At 29.6% G+C, this 19,539-nt stretch carries 21 protein-coding genes and 1 pseudogene; 2 read left to right on the top strand and 20 right to left on the bottom strand.

Going from position 1 to position 19,539, the window contains the following annotated elements:
• Positions 1–68 precede the first annotated feature (68 nt).
• Positions 69–854 carry an amidohydrolase gene (locus ACN5J4_RS07520; protein ID WP_418649398.1) on the top strand — a complete coding sequence of 262 codons (786 nt, stop codon included), beginning with the start codon at positions 69–71 and terminating at the stop codon, positions 852–854.
• 37 nt (positions 855–891) lie between these two features.
• Here ACN5J4_RS07520 and ACN5J4_RS07515 read toward each other — a convergent pair whose 3' ends face one another.
• The 18 genes from ACN5J4_RS07515 to ACN5J4_RS07430 form a co-directional block, all read right to left on the bottom strand.
• On the bottom strand, positions 892–1,872 hold the full coding sequence (locus ACN5J4_RS07515; protein WP_418649397.1) for an acyl-ACP desaturase: 981 nt from the start codon (positions 1,870–1,872) through the stop codon (positions 892–894).
• A gap of 27 nt (positions 1,873–1,899) precedes the next feature.
• Positions 1,900–2,628 (bottom strand): lysophospholipid acyltransferase family protein, encoded by a 729-nt coding sequence (locus ACN5J4_RS07510; RefSeq protein ID WP_418649396.1) that lies wholly within the window; start codon positions 2,626–2,628, stop codon positions 1,900–1,902.
• Positions 2,629–2,691: 63 nt separating this feature from the next.
• Complete coding sequence (locus tag ACN5J4_RS07505) at positions 2,692–3,102, bottom strand: hypothetical protein (RefSeq protein ID WP_418649395.1); 411 nt, start codon at positions 3,100–3,102, stop codon at positions 2,692–2,694.
• 110 nt (positions 3,103–3,212) lie between these two features.
• On the bottom strand, positions 3,213–4,781 hold the full coding sequence (gene pgi, locus ACN5J4_RS07500; RefSeq protein ID WP_418649394.1) for a glucose-6-phosphate isomerase: 1,569 nt from the start codon (positions 4,779–4,781) through the stop codon (positions 3,213–3,215).
• 20 nt (positions 4,782–4,801) lie between these two features.
• Positions 4,802–6,067: a peptidoglycan DD-metalloendopeptidase family protein gene (locus tag ACN5J4_RS07495; protein WP_418649393.1), complete on the bottom strand. Its 1,266-nt coding sequence runs from the start codon at positions 6,065–6,067 to the stop codon at positions 4,802–4,804.
• A gap of 98 nt (positions 6,068–6,165) precedes the next feature.
• Positions 6,166–6,936: a DUF3108 domain-containing protein gene (locus ACN5J4_RS07490; RefSeq protein WP_418649392.1), complete on the bottom strand. Its 771-nt coding sequence runs from the start codon at positions 6,934–6,936 to the stop codon at positions 6,166–6,168.
• Positions 6,937–7,040: 104 nt separating this feature from the next.
• Positions 7,041–7,961: a tryptophan 2,3-dioxygenase family protein gene (locus tag ACN5J4_RS07485; RefSeq protein ID WP_418649391.1), complete on the bottom strand. Its 921-nt coding sequence runs from the start codon at positions 7,959–7,961 to the stop codon at positions 7,041–7,043.
• Positions 7,962–8,062: 101 nt separating this feature from the next.
• Positions 8,063–9,226 carry a 4-hydroxyphenylpyruvate dioxygenase gene (gene hppD, locus ACN5J4_RS07480; RefSeq protein ID WP_418649390.1) on the bottom strand — a complete coding sequence of 388 codons (1,164 nt, stop codon included), beginning with the start codon at positions 9,224–9,226 and terminating at the stop codon, positions 8,063–8,065.
• Between the two features lie 228 nt (positions 9,227–9,454).
• Positions 9,455–10,612, bottom strand: a complete 1,158-nt coding sequence (locus tag ACN5J4_RS07475; RefSeq protein WP_418649389.1) for a homogentisate 1,2-dioxygenase — start codon at positions 10,610–10,612, stop codon at positions 9,455–9,457.
• Positions 10,613–10,856: 244 nt separating this feature from the next.
• On the bottom strand, positions 10,857–11,672 hold the full coding sequence (locus tag ACN5J4_RS07470; RefSeq protein ID WP_418649388.1) for a formate/nitrite transporter family protein: 816 nt from the start codon (positions 11,670–11,672) through the stop codon (positions 10,857–10,859).
• Between the two features lie 11 nt (positions 11,673–11,683).
• The gene (locus ACN5J4_RS07465) at positions 11,684–12,019 is read right to left on the bottom strand and encodes a ferredoxin (RefSeq protein WP_418649387.1); all 336 of its coding nucleotides are present in this window, start codon (positions 12,017–12,019) and stop codon (positions 11,684–11,686) included.
• A gap of 206 nt (positions 12,020–12,225) precedes the next feature.
• Positions 12,226–12,771 carry a sterol desaturase family protein gene (locus tag ACN5J4_RS07460; protein WP_418649386.1) on the bottom strand — a complete coding sequence of 182 codons (546 nt, stop codon included), beginning with the start codon at positions 12,769–12,771 and terminating at the stop codon, positions 12,226–12,228.
• A gap of 128 nt (positions 12,772–12,899) precedes the next feature.
• A complete protein-coding gene (locus ACN5J4_RS07455) occupies positions 12,900–13,955 on the bottom strand; it encodes an NAD(P)/FAD-dependent oxidoreductase (RefSeq protein WP_418649385.1) in 1,056 nt (351 codons plus the stop codon).
• A 204-nt stretch (positions 13,956–14,159) separates the two neighbouring features.
• Entirely contained in the window at positions 14,160–14,396 is a 237-nt protein-coding gene (locus tag ACN5J4_RS07450; RefSeq protein WP_418649384.1) for a NifU family protein, read from the bottom strand.
• 9 nt (positions 14,397–14,405) lie between these two features.
• A complete protein-coding gene (locus ACN5J4_RS07445; RefSeq protein WP_418649383.1) occupies positions 14,406–15,536 on the bottom strand; it encodes a P-loop NTPase in 1,131 nt (376 codons plus the stop codon).
• Positions 15,537–15,822: 286 nt separating this feature from the next.
• Positions 15,823–16,149 (bottom strand): MGMT family protein, encoded by a 327-nt coding sequence (locus ACN5J4_RS07440; RefSeq protein WP_418649382.1) that lies wholly within the window; start codon positions 16,147–16,149, stop codon positions 15,823–15,825.
• A gap of 9 nt (positions 16,150–16,158) precedes the next feature.
• A complete protein-coding gene (gene trmB / locus ACN5J4_RS07435; protein ID WP_418649381.1) occupies positions 16,159–16,830 on the bottom strand; it encodes a tRNA (guanosine(46)-N7)-methyltransferase TrmB in 672 nt (223 codons plus the stop codon).
• 21 nt (positions 16,831–16,851) lie between these two features.
• Positions 16,852–17,064, bottom strand: coding sequence for a DUF6341 family protein (locus tag ACN5J4_RS07430; RefSeq protein ID WP_418649380.1), 213 nt, complete (start codon positions 17,062–17,064; stop codon positions 16,852–16,854).
• 42 nt (positions 17,065–17,106) lie between these two features.
• Here ACN5J4_RS07430 and ACN5J4_RS07425 point away from each other — a divergent pair, with 42 nt between their 5' ends.
• Entirely contained in the window at positions 17,107–18,009 is a 903-nt protein-coding gene (locus tag ACN5J4_RS07425; protein WP_418649379.1) for a DUF6427 family protein, read from the top strand.
• 2 nt (positions 18,010–18,011) lie between these two features.
• Here the strand turns inward: ACN5J4_RS07425 and upp are convergent.
• Together upp and ACN5J4_RS07415 are read right to left on the bottom strand one after the other, a co-directional pair.
• Positions 18,012–18,665: pseudogene (gene upp, locus ACN5J4_RS07420) on the bottom strand (uracil phosphoribosyltransferase).
• An 84-nt stretch (positions 18,666–18,749) separates the two neighbouring features.
• The gene (locus ACN5J4_RS07415; protein WP_418649378.1) at positions 18,750–19,529 is read right to left on the bottom strand and encodes an alpha/beta hydrolase; all 780 of its coding nucleotides are present in this window, start codon (positions 19,527–19,529) and stop codon (positions 18,750–18,752) included.
• Between the last annotated feature and the right edge of the window lie 10 nt (positions 19,530–19,539).

Here is a 19,539-nt window from a genome sequence, read left to right as displayed (position 1 = left end):
TTTTTATCAACCCAAAATACAATTTTTATCTTATTTTTGACATGAATAAATACTTCATTTTTATAATAATGAATATCAATAACACACTTAAAACAGCCCTTATTCAATCTAATTTGGTTTGGGAAAATCCTACTCAAAATAGAAGTAATTTTCAGCAAAAAATAGAAAATTTACCTGATAATATTGATATTATTATTTTACCTGAAATGTTTACTACCGGTTTTACTATGGAAGCTAATTATTTAGCTGAAAAAATGGATGGCATAACCGTTGTTTGGTTACAAAAACTAGCTGCTAAAAAAAACAGTGCCATTACAGGAAGTATTATTATTAATGAAAATAACAATTATTATAACCGATTACTTTTTGTGCACCCTTGTGGTAAAATTGATTTTTATGATAAAAAACACTTATTTACGTTAGCTGGTGAACATAAAGTTTTTTCACCTGGCAATAAAAATGCTTTAATTAATTTTAAAGGATGGAAAATTCGTGCCTTAATTTGTTATGACTTACGTTTTCCTATTTGGGCTAGAAATACCGAAAACTACGACCTACTACTTTATATAGCGAGTTGGCCCAAATCAAGAATTGAAGCTTGGAATATACTATTAAAAGCACGTGCCATAGAAAACATGAGTTATACAATTGGTGTAAATAGGGTTGGAACAGATGCTTATGGTTATAAATACAACGGAAAATCTATAGTTTATAACACCTTAGGTACTTGCATATCTAAAAAAAGCACCAAAGGAGAAACTTGTATTATTATTGAATTAAATAAAGAGAAGCAAAATAACATTCGTAGTAAGTTTGGTTTTTTAAATGATAAAGATGCTTTTAACTTTAAATAAAAAAGCGACCTTTGTAAAGATCGCTTTTTTATTATATTTATGATGGAATCATCCATTTAAATTCAAACTTTGTATCAGGAACTACAATACGTTCTGTAATTCGATACATTCTGTCTGGTAATTTCATTAAATAATCACGTGCTTTTTCAGCCTCTGGCGTTAATCCTGTAATTTTATCAATTTCCCAAGCAGTATTTAACTTTTTAATAATGTCTACATAATCAAAACCAGTATATACACCTACTCGTTGAGCTACTGTAGAAAAATCATCAAATAAACTTCCTTTTGCTTCAAAAGAATGTCTTAAATGATATGCTGGCATTACTATTTTATGCTTCATCATATGTTGAAAAGCTAACATCATTTCACTAGGGTCAATCTTAAAAATTTGCTTAACAAATTCTGTATATGCTTGGTGATGACGCATTTCATCTCCTGCAATAATTCTAGACATTTTAGCTAAAGATTTATGCCCATGCTTTTTAGCTATTTTACCTACATTTAAATGAGAAATATAAGTTGCTAACTCTTGAAAACTCGTATATACAAAGTTTTTATAAGGATCACTAGCGGTACCAATATCAAACCCATCTGTAATTAAATGCTGTGTTGTAATTTCTACCTCACGCATATTTACTCTTCCTGAAAGGTATAAATACTTATTTAATACATCTCCATGACGATTTTCTTCTGCCGTCCAAGCACGTATCCATTTTGCCCAACCATTATCAGGGTGCTGTGTAATTCCATCTAAATCTAACAACCACGATTCATAAGTTGGTAAAGCTTCTTCTGTTATGGTATCTCCTACCAATACCACCCAAAAATCATCATCTAACTCTTTTGACAATTCTCTAATCTCCTCTACTTCAGTAACAAAAGTGTCTTTTTGCGAGTTTGGTAAAAAATCGGTTGGTTGCCAAATTTTTTCTGCTGGTATTAAAAATTTATCTACGAAAATATCGATGTTCTTTTCGAGCGTTTTCATTACTTCCTTTCGGATATTTTGTATTGACATAAATATATAATTATATTTTATAAGTGATTATAAAATTGATTCTTTAATAGTACTTTCTACACTAGCTATCAACTCATTAAACGGTAAACTACCTACTTTTATTGGCTTGTGTGTTATAATTTTTATAGGACTTCCTAATCCTAATGGGAATTTCCCGTATTTAAATACTTTCCATGAATTGTTAATTGTTAATGGAACAACATATGCTCCAGGATTGTATTTTGTAATCATTTTTAAACCATTTGGTGAAAATGATTTTGGTACTCCTGTTGTACTTCTTGTTCCTTCAGGAAAAATAGCAGCAGACCAATTATTTTTTTCTATTCTTTTTGAAAAACTTGCCAATTCAGTTAATGCTTGTCTTGCATCTTTTCTATCAATTAAAGCAGCTCCTCCGTGTCTTAAATTGAATGAAATACTTGGAATACCTTTTCCTAATTCTTTTTTAGATACAAATTTAGGATTGTATTTTCTAAAATGCCAAATAATAGGCGATATATCAAAAGTACTTTGATGGTTTGATACAAATATTAAACTAGTATTTTCTGGTAAATTTTGCTCGTTCTCTACTTGAACACGAACTCCTAAAATTAATAATGATTGAATTAAAAACCAATTCATAATATTTACAACATTCTGATGTCCTTTTTGACCAAAAAATTTCAGTCCTAACCATTGTATAGGATGAAATATTAATAGTAGTAAAAAAAAGACTACTACAAATATTGATGAGATTATATAACTTAAAAATTTCATTATTATCATTTAACAAGTTGCTAAAATAAAAAATCCCGCGAAAGCGGGACTATATTTTATTAATTAAAACCAATTACTCCAAGGAATTCTTGATAATATTAAAACTAATGCTAATCCGTAAAAAATAGTAAAGGTTTTAAATTTAGCTTCACTTTTAACTTGTTTTTTATGTTTTGACCATCCTATTGTTATCAACACGATAGCAATTATCATCATTAATGGGTGTTCTAATGCTAATAACCTAACGCTAGCATCTTTCATATCTCCTAATCCTTTTTGAAAACCTCCTACAAAATAAACTAAGAAACCTAATAATAATTGAATATGAGTAGTTATTAAACTAAATAAGCCTAAACGAAATTCTTTGTGTGTAAATTCTTTTTTCTGTACTAATCCTACAATCGCATTTATTACCGTAAAAACTAATACGGCTACAACTATATATGCCCAATAAGAGTGTAATGTTTTAATCATGATTTGCTAGTTTTTATTAATTACAAACTTAGTAAATTTTAAGCATAAAAAGCTAGATGCTTTTAAGTGAGTTTTTATATTTTTATTATACTACTTCAATAAAATTTAAACTAATCATCTAGTATTTTCTTTGCAAGTTCTTTACCTAGCTCTACTCCAAACTGGTCAAAAGAATAAATATTCCAAATAATACCCTGTGTAAAAATTTTATGTTCATAGATAGCTACTATCATTCCTAATGATTTTGGTGTTAGCTTTTTAAACAAAAGTGAAGTACTTGGACGGTTGCCTACACATACTTTGTATGGTAATAATTTATTTATCTTATGTAGCTTATTATTTGTTTTTAACTCTAAATGAATATCTTGTTTTGACTTACCATAAGCCAAAGCTTCTATTTGAGCATAATAATTAGCCATTAATTTTTTATGCTGATCTGTTAAACCATGTAAAGATTCTTCAAAACCAATAAAATCTGCTGGAATTAATTTTGTTCCTTGATGTAATAATTGCATAAAAGCATGTTGTACATCAGTACCTGCTCCTCCCCAAATAATTCCACCTGTTTGGTAATCTACCTCTAAACCATTACGGTCTACCCCTTTACCATTACTTTCCATAATTGCTTGTTGCAAATAAGTTGGCAACTTATATAAGTACTGACTATATGGTAAAATTGCCTCTGTTTGAGATTTAAAAAAATTATTAGACCAAATGCTTAACAAGCCTAATATAACTGGAATATTTTTATCAAAACTAGCCGTTTTAAAATGGTTATCTACCTCTTCAGCTCCATTCAATAGTTCTTTAAAATTATCATAACCTATTGACAAGCTAATTGACAAACCTACTGCCGACCATAAAGAAAATCGTCCTCCAACCCAACTCCACATTGGAAAAATATTTTTCTTATCAATACCAAAATTAATAGCTTCTTCAATATTAGAGGATACTGCTACAAAGTGTTTAGCAACATCAAAAACTATAGCCGATTTTAAAAACCAATTTCTAATAGTATTTGCATTTGTTATAGTTTCATCTGTTAAAAATGATTTTGATACTATGACAAATAAAGTAGTTTCTGGATTAAGCTTATTTAGTATTTCAAACACATGATCGCCATCTATATTAGAAACAAAATGTGAGGTTAATCTGTTTTTATAAAACTGCAATCCTTCTACCACCATACTTGGCCCTAAATCAGAACCTCCAACACCTATATTAACAATATCTGTAATTGGTTTTCCTGTAAATCCTTTCCATTTTCCTGAAATAACCTTATTGCTAAAGGTTTTCATTTTTCTTAATGTAGTTTTAATTTTTGGTTTAATATCTTTTCCATCAACTAAAATAGGAGTGTCTGAATTACTTCTCAAAGCTGTATGTAGCACTGCTCTATCTTCTGTCACATTAATTTTTTCACCTAAAAAAAATTTATCAATAGCATCCTTTAATTTAGTTTCTTCTGCTAACTCTAATAATAAATTTAATGTTTTTTGAGTGATATGATTTTTAGAAAAATCAACTTTAAGTTTATTTAAATAAATAGAAAAACGCTCTTTTCTATCTTTATCTTTACGAAAAAGTGTTTTTAACTCATACTGCTCAGCTTCACTAAAATGATCCGTTAATTTTTTCCAGGCTTCAGTTTGAGTTGGATTGATGTTATGTAAAGGCATAATAAAAGTATGATTAATAATTATTTTTCGATTATTGAACTAAAAATCGGAGCTCTTTTAGGAAACTGTATACTGTCTAATTGCTTTTTTAATGGTTTTATAAATTCAAAAAACTTTGGTTTAATTTTAGGATCTAAAGGTTCAGCAGAAGGAAGCTTTTCTCTAAAAGGGTCTACTTGCTTACCATATTTCCAAAATCGATAGCATACATGTGGACCACTCGTGTTTCCAGTCATGCCTACATAACCAATAATAGCACCTTGTTTTACATAATCTCCTACTCGTACATTACGTCGTTTCATATGTAGGTATTGTGTTGTATAGGTACTATTATGTTTAACTTTTACATAATTTCCATTACCTCCTCTTCTTGCTGATTCTATAACGGTTCCACTTGCAGTAGTCATTATTGGTGTTCCATATTTTGCTGCAAAATCTGTTCCTTTGTGTGGGCGAACCCTTCCATAAAGTGCAATTTTTCTTCTTAAATTATAACGTGACGAAATTCGATATTGAAATTTTATTGGCGATTTTAAAAATGCTCTACGTAACATTTCGCCATTTTCGTTATAAAACTCCGGAATTTTATTTATGGAATCTCCTACAAATTTATAAGCATATAAATTTTCACCTTTATGGTTAAATACCGCAGCTTTTACTGCTCCGTAACCAACAAACACAGTGTCTTTTATATATTTTTCTTCATAAATTAACTTAAATTTATCTCCTTTTTGCAACCTATAAAAGTCAAGTGTCCATGCATAAATATCGGCAACTGAATTAGTTAATGTTGCTTTTAAACCTAAGCTATCCATAGTTACAGATAAACTTGATGAAATTTCTCCAGCAACCTCTTTTTCTATCGTTTTTATTTTTTCTCTAACCCTGTAAGCAGATATTATAGAATCATTAAAATCAATAATAGTAGCATCTACATTATTATGCTTATATATAAAAATACGTGCTTTTTGTAAAGTATCTTTAGAAGTAAGTACTGTATATTTTTTTCCTGAACGAATACGCCTAACATCAAAAGTATCTTTAATTGTTGTTGCTATTTCATTAATTTTAGGGTACATAACATGATGACGATCTAAAATAACACCAAAGCTTTCTCCACTTTTTATAGTATCATTAATCATTTTGAAATCATCTAGATTAAAACCATATGCATATACCGGTTTTGGCTTTTCAATTTGTATTGGTTTTTTTATAATTGATTTCTCTTCTTTTTTACAAGAAAAAAATAAACAAAAAGTAAAAAGGAGGAGACTGTATTTTTTCAAAAAAAGTTGTTTAAAATTAAGTTTGCTTGCAAAAATACAAATAATAATTATTGATTATTGTACTTTAACAATAAGTAAACAACTTATTAAGTTTTAATTTAAAAAACGTTAAAAGGATTTGCTAAACCTTTATAAGCGTCTAGTTCTGCTCTTAAAGAACCTACAGATAAAGATGCTTTTATTTTTACAGGTATTTTATTTTGATCTGCACTTATCCAAATAGTAACGCTCTCTTGTGCCTTGAACACTCTACCCGCTTGTACTATTGGCCTAAATTTTTGGGTTTTAACTTTTCCGAATTTTGTTTTTACCGTTTCATTTCCTAAAAAACGTAATTTAAACGGATAACTTTTATTATCAAAAAACATATCTACATTTATTTCTTCTCCAACCTGCATATTTTTAGTATCATAGCTTCTTAAATAATAAAAAGTAGAAATCATATCCTGCACATTTACTGCAGAAACTATAGTATCTTTTTGCTTGATAAAATCTTGAATATATGCTGTGTTTTTTTGTTGATTAAAAGCTATTCTTTTATTTTTTTTATGCCCACCTTCATCTATTTGTCTTCTAAATAAATATGGTTTCCCTGACACTTTATCAAAATATGATTGATAATTGTCATTGACCTTAAAAAACCATTTAATCATGCCTGTAGTCCAACCTTTACCTGTAGCATGAAATACCTTTTTACCTTTTAAACTTTCTTCTTTTAATGACAAAGTAGCGTTACCTGCTTTTAAAAAACCACTATAACTCATTTTAAACTTTAGCCACTCACCATCTTTAAATGTGACGCTTTTTTCTTGTCCAAAAGTAATTAAGGTAAAGAATAATACGGAAATAAAAAATAGTTGTTTCTTCATGATATTCAAACTTATAATAATATTATAGACAAATATTGTTCCAAAATAAAAAAAGACTATTTGAATTTAAAATTCTAACAGTCTTTTTTTATTTTATTTTGAAATTAAAAAACACCCCAGTTTTTTAATTCTTCTTGACTCCATAAATAAGGAAAAAATATTCTTCGCTGATATTTAGGGTGCATATATTTACGCCAACTACTACCTCCGGTAGCCGCTAAATCTTTATCACCACCCCCCAAATACTTACTTGCAGCATTATAATGTGCCATTACCCACTTTATATTTACAGTATAATCATAATGACGCATTGCGTTAATTAAATCTTCATTATTTTGAACCTCTTTAGGTAATTCTTGAAATTTTTTTGACAAATTACAATCATTGTAATCTTCCATAAAATCAATAAAATCACCCATATATTTTTTCTCAAATAATTTAATTAAAATTGATTTTTTTCCTGTTTTATGATTTACACCTGCTGCTTGCCAATACAAATGGTCATAGGCATTTTTAAGCGAAGATGCTCTATCAATAGAGTCTCTATAACGTACATCTATTAAATTAATAAGCTCAGTAGATGCAAATTCTATTTTACGATATTGAGCGCTCTGAAAACCACTTGCAGGAGCCAAAGTGTTACGGAATTTCAAATACTGCTCTACATCCATACCATCTTGCATAACGGTAAAAGAACTACACAACATATCAAAATATCTACTAATACGCATTAAGTGTTTTGAGAATTTTTCAGCAGTAATAGCTTCTTCACTAAGTGAAATTTGATCAATTTCCCACAAAACCATTTTAAACAATAATTCATTTACTTGATGATACATGATAAAAACCATTTCATCTTTTTCTGTTGTTCTAGGTATTTGTAATCCTAATAAAGCATCTGTTTGAATATAATCCCAATAAGTTATTGGTGTACTATGAAGTAATCCTTCTAACATTGTTTCTAACGGAACACCTAATTTTTTGTATTTATCTTCTATTGCTATTAAAAGCGCTTCTTTATCCATTTTTATATTTTATATAAAAATTATTATTAAAATTACCATTTTAATAAGTACATGTACTTATTAAAATGGTAATTTATTTATCTTATAATTACTATTTATAATTATAAAGTTCCTCTTTTTAATTGTTCTCTTTCTATTGATTCGAATAAGGCTTTAAAATTACCTGCTCCAAAACCACGAGCTCCCATTCGTTGAATTATTTCAAAAAATAACGTTGGACGGTCTTCAACTGGTTTTGTGAAAATTTGTAATAAATAGCCTTCTTCATCTGCATCAATCATTATTGATAATTCTTGTAATTTAGAAATATCTTCTTTCATCATACTCATATGTTCTCCTAAACGCTCAGGAATCCCATCATAATATGCTTGTGGTGGCGGTGGTAAAAATTCTATTCCGTTTGCTTTTAATTGTGATACTGTTTTTATAATATCATCGGTAGCAACTGCAATATGCTGTACACCTTCGCCTTCGTAAAAATCTAAATATTCTTCAATTTGTGAACGTTTTGCTGCCTTTGCTGGTTCGTTAATAGGAAATTTAATTCGCCCATTTCCGTTACTCATTACTTTACTCATTAAAGCAGAATATTCGGTATGAATTTGCTTATCATCAAAGGATAAAAAATTTACAAACCCCATAACGTCTTCGTACCATTTTACCCAAACATCCATTTGATTCCAACCAACATTACCAACCATGTGGTCAATATATTTTAAACCAGCACTTGGAGGGTTATAATCTGACTTCCATTCTACGAATCCTGGCAAAAATACGCCTTTATAATTTTTTCGTTCTACAAATATATGAACTGTTTCGCCATAAGTGTAAATACCTGCACGAATTACTTCTCCGTGTTCATCATTTTCAATAGTTGGCTCTAAATATGATTTTGCTCCTCTTTTAATGGTTTCTTCATAAGATTTTCTTGCATCTTCCACCCAAAGTGCTATAAATTTTACACCATCGCCATGTTTTACTATATGATCGTTTATTGGTGATTTACTATTTAATGGTGATGTTAATATTAAACGAATCTTATCTTGTTTTAATACATAACTTACAGAATCTTTCGAGCCTGTTTCTAAGCCTTTATAAGCATGTGACTGAAACCCAAAAGCAGTTTTATAAAAATGTGCCGCTTGTTTTGCATTTCCAACATAAAACTCTACGTAATCTGTTCCTAAAAGTGGTAAAAAATCTTGTGCTCCTTCAAATATTTTTTCTAAACCGTAGTTTACTGATGTTACTTCTTTTTTACTCATTCTTTATGTTTTATAGACTTCACAGGTTTTAAAAACCTAGGAAATCTTTTATTTTTAATAGATTATTATGTTTTTATATAAATTATTAAAAGAATACTAAACTTGGTAAATTAGTTTAGCCCTGATTGAACGGTTTGTTTGAGCTCTTTTTTTGATTTTTTTTCAAAAAAAAGCGAGTAGTGAAAGCAGGATTAGCTTCTAATAATTATTTTAATAAATCTGATTTTATTATTCTAACCACGATTTATAATAATTTTCATCAGCAATTTTCATTGCTTCTTCGGTAATTTTTAAAGGTTTAAAAGTATCTACCATAACGGCTAATTCTTCGGTTTCTGTGTGTCCGATACTTCTTTCAGTAGCACCTGGATGTGGTCCGTGGGGAATTCCTGAAGGATGCAAGGAAATATGTCCTTGGTCAATATCGTTTCTGCTCATAAAATCGCCATCAACATAATACAAAACCTCATCAGAATCAATATTACTATGATTGTAAGGCGCAGGAATTGCGTTTGGATGATAATCGTACAAACGAGGCACAAAACTGCAAATTACAAAGGCATTGGTTTCAAAAGTTTGATGCACTGGCGGCGGTTGATGAATACGCCCAGTTATTGGTTCAAAATCATGAATTGAAAAAGCGTACGGAAAATTATAACCATCATATCCAACCACATCAAAAGGATGTGAAGCGTAAATCATTTCTATAATTTCGCCTTGTTTTTTTACTTTGATTAAGAAATCGCCTAATTCATTATAAGTTTCTAATTCTTCTGGTCTTCTTAAATCTCGCTCACAAAATGGGGCGTGCTCTAATAATTGTCCAAAATGATTTCGGTATCGTTTAGGCGTGTAAACAGGCGAATAAGATTCAACAATAAAAAGTCTGTTGTTTTCATCATCAAAATCTAGCTTGTAAATAATACCTCTTGGAATTACTAAATAATCGCCATATTTAAAATTGATATTCCCTAACATGGTACGTAATTTACCTGTTCCTTTATGGATAAAAATTACCTCATCGGCATCGGTATTTTTATAAAAATATTCTTTTGTTGATGTTTTTGGAGCAGCTAAAATAATATTACAATCTGAATTTGTTAAAACGATTTTTCTACTTTCTAGATAATCATTTTCTGGCGGTACTTGAAATCCACGAAAGCGATACGATTGAATATTATTTGCCTTGGCTATTTTTGGTTTTACTGAATACTGATTACAAATTTCTTTTACCATTGTTGGCCTGTATTCGTGATATGAATTGGTATACATACCGTCAAAGCCAATAGTACCAAATAATTGCTCATAATACAAAGTTCCATCTTCTTTACGAAATTGTGTATGGCGTTTTGGAGGTATTTTTCCTAATTTATGATAAAATGGCATTTGAAATAATTAAAATGAAACTAAAAATATTTTAAACTCTTTAATTACTACATAAAACAGTTATTCAGGTTTGCGTTTTATCATATATTTTAAATGTGCTAGAAGATCTTGCCAATGCATATCGGTAAATTATTAGAGCCTTCTAACAAATATAACAAATTTAAAATCAAATATTTTTATAGCTATAACAATCATTATTTCATATATAAATAGATCAAACAAAAATGTATATTGTAATAAAAATCTACGAAGTAATATTTTTGTTTCTTAGAAAAATAAAATGATACATTAAACCTACTAATACACTTCCGCCTATAATATTTCCTAAAATAACGGGAATAAGATTATTTACCATTCCTGAAATATTTAAAAATGGGGTGCTAATTTGAACATCTCCAAAAGTTTTAATAAATAATCCTAGTGGAATAATAAATAAATTTGCAATACTATGCTCAAAACCCGCTGCTACAAATAAAGTGATTGGAAAAATAATAGCTAGTATTTTATCTGTAATTGTTTTTCCTCCCATTGCCATCCAAACACCAAGACACACTAAAATATTACATAATATTCCTCTAAAAAATGCCGTCATAAAAGGTAAAGCACATTTTGCATCCGCCATTTTTAAATAAGTTTCGGCTATTGCTCCTTTATTCATATTAAGATGTCCTGAAAAATAAACCATAACTGCTAAGCTTACAGCACCAAGCATATTACTAAAAAAAATAATACCCCAATTACGCATCATTTGTTTAGTTGAAACTTTTTTTTCAGCCCAAGCAATTGCTATTAAATTATTACCTGTAAACAATTCAGCTCCCGCTATTACAACAAGTATTAAACCTAAAGAAAATACAAAACCTCCTAAAAGTTGTTTGGTCGCAAAACTATAAGTTTCGTCAGATTTAACAATAGTATAAAATAAAGCACCTAGCCCTATAAAAGACCCCGCTAACAGCCCTAATAAAACACTTATTAAAAATGGTTTTTTAACTTTTTTAACACTCGAATTTAATGTTTGATACACTATTTCTTCTGGACTAAATACTTGTGTAGACATCTATTTTATTTTTAACTTTCAGGAGCTAATTCAATTTCTAAACCATCCATTTCAGACTTTATTGGTAGCTGACAACTTAAACGACTATTATCTTTTACATAAAATGCTTCGGCTAACATAGCGTCTTCATCATCACCCATTTCTGGCAATTCATGTACTGATTTAACATAGCACTGACAAGAAGCACACATTGCCATTCCACCACATATACCAATTGTTCCTTCTGGAGCCAACTCGTAAGAACGAATAACTTCCATTAAATTCATTGCCATATCTGTTGGAGCAACAACTTCGTGTAATACACCTTCTCTATCGGTTATTTTTATAGTTATATCTTGATTATCCATTTTTACAAATTCATTTTTTTACGTAACATTTTCGCGCGATGATCTTCGCCATCGTGTGACCAACCAGGTGAATTAAATATATAATTTAACTTATCTGAAAGCTTATTAGCTCGTTTAACATCTTTCCAAATTGCGCTATATTCATGCGTAGCAACTTTTATAGGATTTGATGTTTCAATATTTACGGTTAACCCATAGACAGGTTTTTAAACTTCTTTTAACTCTTCTGAAAAAGTTCCAAATAAGCGATCCCAAATAATTAAAATACCTGCATGATTACAATCTAAATATCGAATATTTGAAGCATGATATACTCTGTGATGTGATGGTGTATTGAATATAAATTCTATTGATTTTGGTAATTTATTAATCAATTCTGTGTGTACAAAAAATTGATAAATTAAACTAACTCCCTTTATTGTAAACATCATTAATGGATCGAAACCTAATAACGGAATCCATATCCAAAAAAAGAATTTATGAACTCGTTCGCCTACACCTTGGCGTAATACTGTTCCTAAATTCATATATATTGATAAATAATTTGGTATATGACCTGCACAAAATGAACATACCTCATGGTTTAAACGATGAAACCAATAGCAAGAAATATCATCAGCAAATAATAATAAAATCCAAGCCCACCATTGGCGTTGAACAACATCTTTAAAAGGACTTATTTGATACAGATAAAAAAATACAGCAAATACTAAAACCTTAGGTATAAACTCAATTATTACCAAAAAAATCATTATTAATAATGATTTTTTTGGACCCTTTCTTTTGCTAATTGATATTCAAACAACATACATATAAAAACATAGGCGAAGCAAAATACAAGAGTTTATCTTATAGTAATTTCGCTATATACTTTATAAGCTTATTCTATTTTTTTAACAACGGCCTTGGGAGCTTCTTTACGAGTACCATCAAAACCATCTACCCCTCCAACCGTGGTATATTTCATTACATATTTTTTATCAGGATATATTCGTTGAAATGCACTTTGACACATTAACGTTGCCTCATGAAATCCGCATAAAATTAATTTTAATTTCCCCGGATACGTATTTACATCTCCAATAGCATAAACACCTGGTATGTTGGTTTGATAATCTAAAGAATTATTAACTTTAATAGCATTTTTTTCAATCTCTAATCCCCAATTTCCAATAGGCCCTAATTTTGGTGACAACCCAAATAAAGGTATAAAGTGATCACATTTTAAAGTGTATTCTTCTTTATTTTTTTCAGTAATTACAACCCCCTCAAGTTTAGTTTCACCTACAATTCCTTTAACTTCTGCTGGTGTTACTAAGTTTATTTTTCCTGCATCTTTTAATTCTTGTACTTTATCTACAGAATCTAAGGCTCCACGGAATTCGTTTCTACGATGTACTAAGGTTACTGATTTTGCTATGTCTGTTAAAAAAATAGACCAGTCTAAAGCAGAATCGCCACCGCCTGCAATTACTACATTTTTATTTCGATATAATTCAGGTTCTTTTATCATATACTCAACTCCTTTATCTTCATAGTCTAAAATACTAGGAATTGGTGGTTTTCTTGGTTCAAAACTTCCTAAACCTCCTGCAATTGCTACAATTGGTGCTTGGTGCTTTGTTCCTTTATTGGTGGTTACAATAAAGCTACCATTTGCTTGTTTTTCTAATGTATCAGCACGTTCTCCTAAGGTAAAACCTGGTTCAAACTGCTTAATTTGTTCCATTAATTTATCTGTTAAATCACCTGCTAAAATTTCTGGATATGCTGGTATATCGTAAATAGGTTTTTTAGGATAAATTTCTGAACATTGCCCACCTTGTTGCGGTAAGGCATCAATTAAATGACAACGTAATTTTAATAATCCTGCTTCAAATACGGTAAATAAACCTGTTGGGCCTGCTCCTATAATTAATATATCTGTTTGTATCATTTTTTAGTTATTTAGACCTCACTAGTTTTTTAAAATTAGTGAGGTCTTTTTTTTGGAAATATATTGCTTGCGTTAGTGATTGAGCGGTTTGTTTGAGCTCTTTTTAAAATATTTTTCTATTTTAAAAAAGCGAGTAGCAAAAGCACGCTCGAACGCCCAAAAATAACATGTATATACTATTTTAAAAATGATAAAAATCAGTTTCTAAGCTACATTAATTACTTCTTTAATTAATGGCGCATATTTTTTTATAGTTGCCTCAACACCGTTTTTTAAGGTCATTTGATTTACAGAACAGCCACTACAGGCTCCTTCTAACTGAACTTTTACAATATTGTTTTCAATAGATAATAACTTAATATTACCGCCATCACTTACTAAAAAAGGACGAATTTCTTCTAAGGCTTTTTCTACGTTACTTTTTATTTCTGTTGCTGTCATACTTTTTTATTATTTTGTACTACAACCACTCATAGTTGTAATACGTACTACTTCGGTAGCAGGTAAGTTAGCATTTCTTTTTAATAATTGAGAAACCATTTGTTTAGTTACCTCTGTAAATGCGCTTGCTAAGGGAGTATTTTCTTGTAAAGCTACTGGATGCCCCACATCTCCTGCTTCACGAATACTTTGTACTAATGGTATTTCACCTAAGAAACTTGTTTCAATATCGGCTGCTAAGTTTTTAGCTCCACCTTCACCAAAAATATAATATTTATTACCTGGTAATTCAGCAGGGGTAAAATACGCCATATTTTCAACAATACCTAAAACGGGTACATTTATACTTTCTTGCTGAAACATTGCTACTCCTTTTTTAGCATCTGCTAAAGCAATATTTTGAGGTGTACTTACAACTACTGCTCCGCTAATAGGCACAGCTTGTACTATTGATAAATGTATATCTCCTGTTCCTGGAGGTAAATCAATTAATAAGAAATCTAATTCTCCCCAATCTGCGTCAAAAATTAATTGATTTAAAGCTTTTGAAGCCATTGGTCCACGCCAAATTACAGCTTGATTTGGGTCTGTAAAAAATCCTAATGATAATAATTTTACACCATAATTTTCAACAGGTTTCATTTTAGAACGTCCATCTACCTTTACAGCTAAAGGTTTTTCTTTTTCTACATCAAACATTAAATGTTGTGATGGCCCGTAAACATCAGCATCTAACACACCTACTTTAAAGCCCATTTTAGCTAAAGAAACTGCCATATTAGAGGTAATTGTAGATTTTCCTACACCTCCTTTTCCTGATGCTATTGCTACAATATTTTTAATATTAGGAATTTCTTTTCCTTTAATTTGATTTGGATTTTCTTTTTGAACAACCTCAACTTTCACATTTACTTTTACGTCAATACTATCATCAACATTGGTATGAATTGCTTTAGTTATTTCTACTTCTACCTTTTTTTTAGCTTGTAAAGATGGGTTTGAAATGGTTACATCAACAATTACTTCTTTACCAAAAGTAACTACGTTTTTTATGTTTTCGCTTTCAACTAAACTTTTACCTTCTCCTGGTGCTGTTATAGTTTCTAACGCCTTGTAAATATCTTGTTTTTTAAAACTCATTAGAGTATTCAATTTAATTGATTCTAAGTTACAAAGATACATTTTAGCACTCAGAAAATAAAGCGTTTATATTGTGTTTATTTATAGTAAGATAAGAGAATCAATTTTGAACGGTTTTGTTATAAGAATAGCTAAAATCAAATAAACAGGTTAATAACGCTAATTAATAATAAAATAATGCTGTTTTACATTTCAAAAAGTATCTGCGAGTTGAATATTTACTGATTTTTATACTGATAAAAGAGAATTATCAACAGTAATATTCAAAAAAAGAAGAAAAATAATGCTACAACTCATCAATAGGATTCCAAAAGACGGTTTCGAAATTTTGTATTTGATTTTCAACAACAACTATTCCTTCACTTTCTAATAGTTGTTGCATCAGATTTGTTCCTTCAAAGTGTTGTTTTCCTGTAAGTAAACCGATTCGATTTACAACTCGATGTGCAGGAACATTTTTGGTATGTGAGTTATTCATTGCCCAACCTACCATTCGTGCAGATCGAGCTGCTCCTAAATACCTTGCAATTGCGCCATAACTGGTTACTCTTCCGTATGGAATTAACCTTGACACTTCGTACACTCTTTCGAAAAATTTTTGATTATTACTCACTCAGTAAAGTTAATATTTTAACTTGAAACGGATGTAAGTAATTGGTTTTCCTTTTTCTAAATATTGTTTTTCGTAAAAAGTTTGCGTAGAAGTTACTTCTTCAGGAGCTCCTTCATTTACATAAACATTATGATTTGCATGTAAAATTTCATGCCCTTCACCATGTATTAAACCTAAAGTATAACCGTGCATAAACTCGCTATCGGTTTTTAGATTCATGATACCATCTTCTTTTAAAATGTGGTGATATTTTTTTAAGAATGATGTATTTGTCATTCTATGTTTTGTCCGTTGATATTTTATTTGTGGATCTGGAAAAGTTATCCAAATTTCATCAACTTCATTTTCTGCAAAAATATTAGCTACTAATTCTATTTGTGTTCTAATAAAGGCAACATTTTGCATGTCATTTTCAATTGCAGTTTTAGCACCGCGCCAAAAACGAGCTCCTTTAATATCAATACCAATAAAATTTTTATTCGGATTTTTTTCTGCTAAGGCAATGGTATACTCTCCTTTACCACAACCTAGTTCTAAAACAATAGGGTTGTTGTTTTTAAAAAATGTATTCCATTTTCCTTTTAAAGGAAAATCACCTATTACTTCTTCTCTCGTAGGTTGAAGTACGTTTGCAAACGTTTCATTTTCTTTGAAACGTTTCAGTTTATTTTTGCTTCCCAATGTATATGTGTAGTTTTAAGCTTAGTCTTCAGTTCCTTCTTTTAAGAAAGTTACTGATTGCCACATCCAGTAAGACAATAAAACAACTAAAACTAAAACAAATACCCAGTTAACTGCGTTTGATGTCCACCATCCTAAATCTCCTTTAGCAACTTCTAATCGCAACCATTTAAAAGGTTGTAATATAAAAGTAAATAAATCTCCAATTAATCTAAAAATATTTAATCCTAACATAACTTGATTATCTTTGTGTTTGCAAAAGTATAAAAAGAAACCATGTTAGCCAATTTTTTCGGTAAATCTAAACCTGTAAATTTCATTGTTCTTTTTACGTTGTTTTTATGTTACTTTTCTTTTCATTTATTTTCTAGAGAATTAACAATAGAGGCTACTAAAGAATTTATTGGGTTTACTATTATTTTTACTATTTTTAATTTTATTATTGCTAAAAATCAATTAACATTTGACAACTCTTTTGGTTTTTTAATTTTTGTATTACTTATTGGTTTTTTTCCGGATGTAATAAAGGTTGACAAAATATTTTACGCCTCTTTAACTATCTTACTTTTTTTACGTAAGGCTTATAGCTTACAGTCATCTAAAAACGTATTTTCTAAGTTATATGATGGTGGTTTATGGCTCGGAATATCTTTTTTAATAGAACCTTACACGGTATTTTTTGCCTTGTTATTTTATATTTCAATTTATTTACACCAACGCTTTACATATCAAACCTTATTACTTCCTTTAATTGGTTTTAGCAGTATTGTTTTCTTGTTTTTTACGTATTGTTTTTGGTACGATAAAACAATTGTTTTTTACAAACTTTTTAAATGGAATTTTTCTTACAACCTTAATACATATGCAAACACAAAGTATATGATACCGCTTTTATGCATTGGATTTTTAGTGTTTTCCGCTATACTTTTAAAAAGTCCAAGAGCTTTAGCGGTACTTAATACCTTTAGAAAAAACTGGATTTTAATTTGTATTCACCTTCTACTATCACTTATTGTTGTTCTTTTTATAACTCCTAAAACAGGAAGTGAGATGTTATTTATTTTCTTTCCTATTTCAATAATTTTAGCCAACGGGTTAGAACTATTTCAACATAAATGGCAAGCTAACATACTATTATCGATTATTTTAATAAGTTCTATATTTATTTATTTGTTTTAAAACTACATTTTTTCGCCATAGGCTAAATCGCCTGCATCTCCTAAACCAGGTACAATATATCCTTTATTATCAAGCTCTTCATCAATGGCTGCAATCCACAAACTAGTATTTACCGGAAAATGTTTTGCTATATATTGCACCCCTTCTTCTGCTCCTAAAACAGCAACTATTTGAATTTCTTTTGGGGTTCCATATTTTTTAATAGCTTCATAAACCGCAACTAACGATCGACCTGACGCTATCATTGGATCAATTAAAAGCAATGTTTTTCCTTCTATAATGGGTGACGCAAAATATTCTACTTTAATTTCAAACTCTTTATCATTATTAGGATGATAACGATAAGCCGATATAAAAGCATTTTCAGCATCATCAAAGTAATTTAACAAACCATTATGCAAAGGTAATCCTGCTCTAAGTATAGAGCACAAAACAACATCATTAACAGGGGTTTCTATTTATTTAATTCCTAGAGGAGTTATAATATTTTTATTTTCAAAAGATAATTTTTTACTTAATTCGTATCCTAAAATTTCACCAATTCTTTCTATATTTCTACGAAAACGCATAGAGTCTTTTTGAACAGATATATTTCTTATTTCTGACAAGAATTTATTTAAAATTGAATTTTCTGTTGCTAAGTGATGAATTTTCATATTTGAGTAATTTACAGCTAAATTACAAAAAAGATGAACTTGTAATTTTATAATTTAAAAACATGAATCTAATTGTTTAAAAAATTAACTTGCTACAAATTGTTTAATATATTTTAAAAGACTTTGAGTATCTTCAATATAACTCATATGACCTCCGTCAAGTTTACATAAAGGGGTTTTAGTTCTATAAGATTCTGCTACAACAGATTGAAAATTTAAAACAGTATCACTAACACTAGCTATAAATAATCTTTTTGCTATTTTTTGCAAAACAGCCTCTTTATTTTCTCTTAATCGCATTCCTTCTGTTGCACCAATATATCCTTGAATAGAAATACTTAATGCTTGCTTTTTCACTTGTTCAATTTCTATAAAAAAGTGTTTTTTGGCTGTTTCTGTAAACAAGTTAGATATGCCCATTTTTATCAAATTCTCATAATTAGTTTGCGCCACTTTACAAGCTCTAACTCTTATTTTTTTTCGCTCTAAAGTATCTGCTTGAGCAGTTGAGTTTAACAAACAAATTCCTTTTATTTGTTCTGGGTATTTTTCAGCAAGTGCTAACGACACATAGCCTCCCATAGAATGTCCTACAATATAAAATTTTCGTAATCGCAATAATTTCAACACCTCTTTTACAGCTAATGCCATATCAGTCATGGTGTGAATATAACCAATACATGCTGAGTTTCCATGCCCTAGTAAATCTATACAAATTACTCTATTTTTTTTAGCTAAACTTTCAGCTATAAAGTTCCACATTGTAGAATTTTCAAGAAAACCATGTAGCAAAACAATAGTACTTCCTTTTCCAATATCTGAGTATGCTATTTTACTGTTTTTATAGATAATATATTTTTGCATACAGCAAAAA

The organism is Tenacibaculum aestuariivivum (assembly GCF_964507685.1).
GTDB lineage: Bacteria > Bacteroidota > Bacteroidia > Flavobacteriales > Flavobacteriaceae > Polaribacter > Polaribacter aestuariivivum.
The sequence above is the reverse complement of the archived record's forward strand: the minus strand, read 5'-3'. Positions and strand labels throughout refer to the sequence as shown.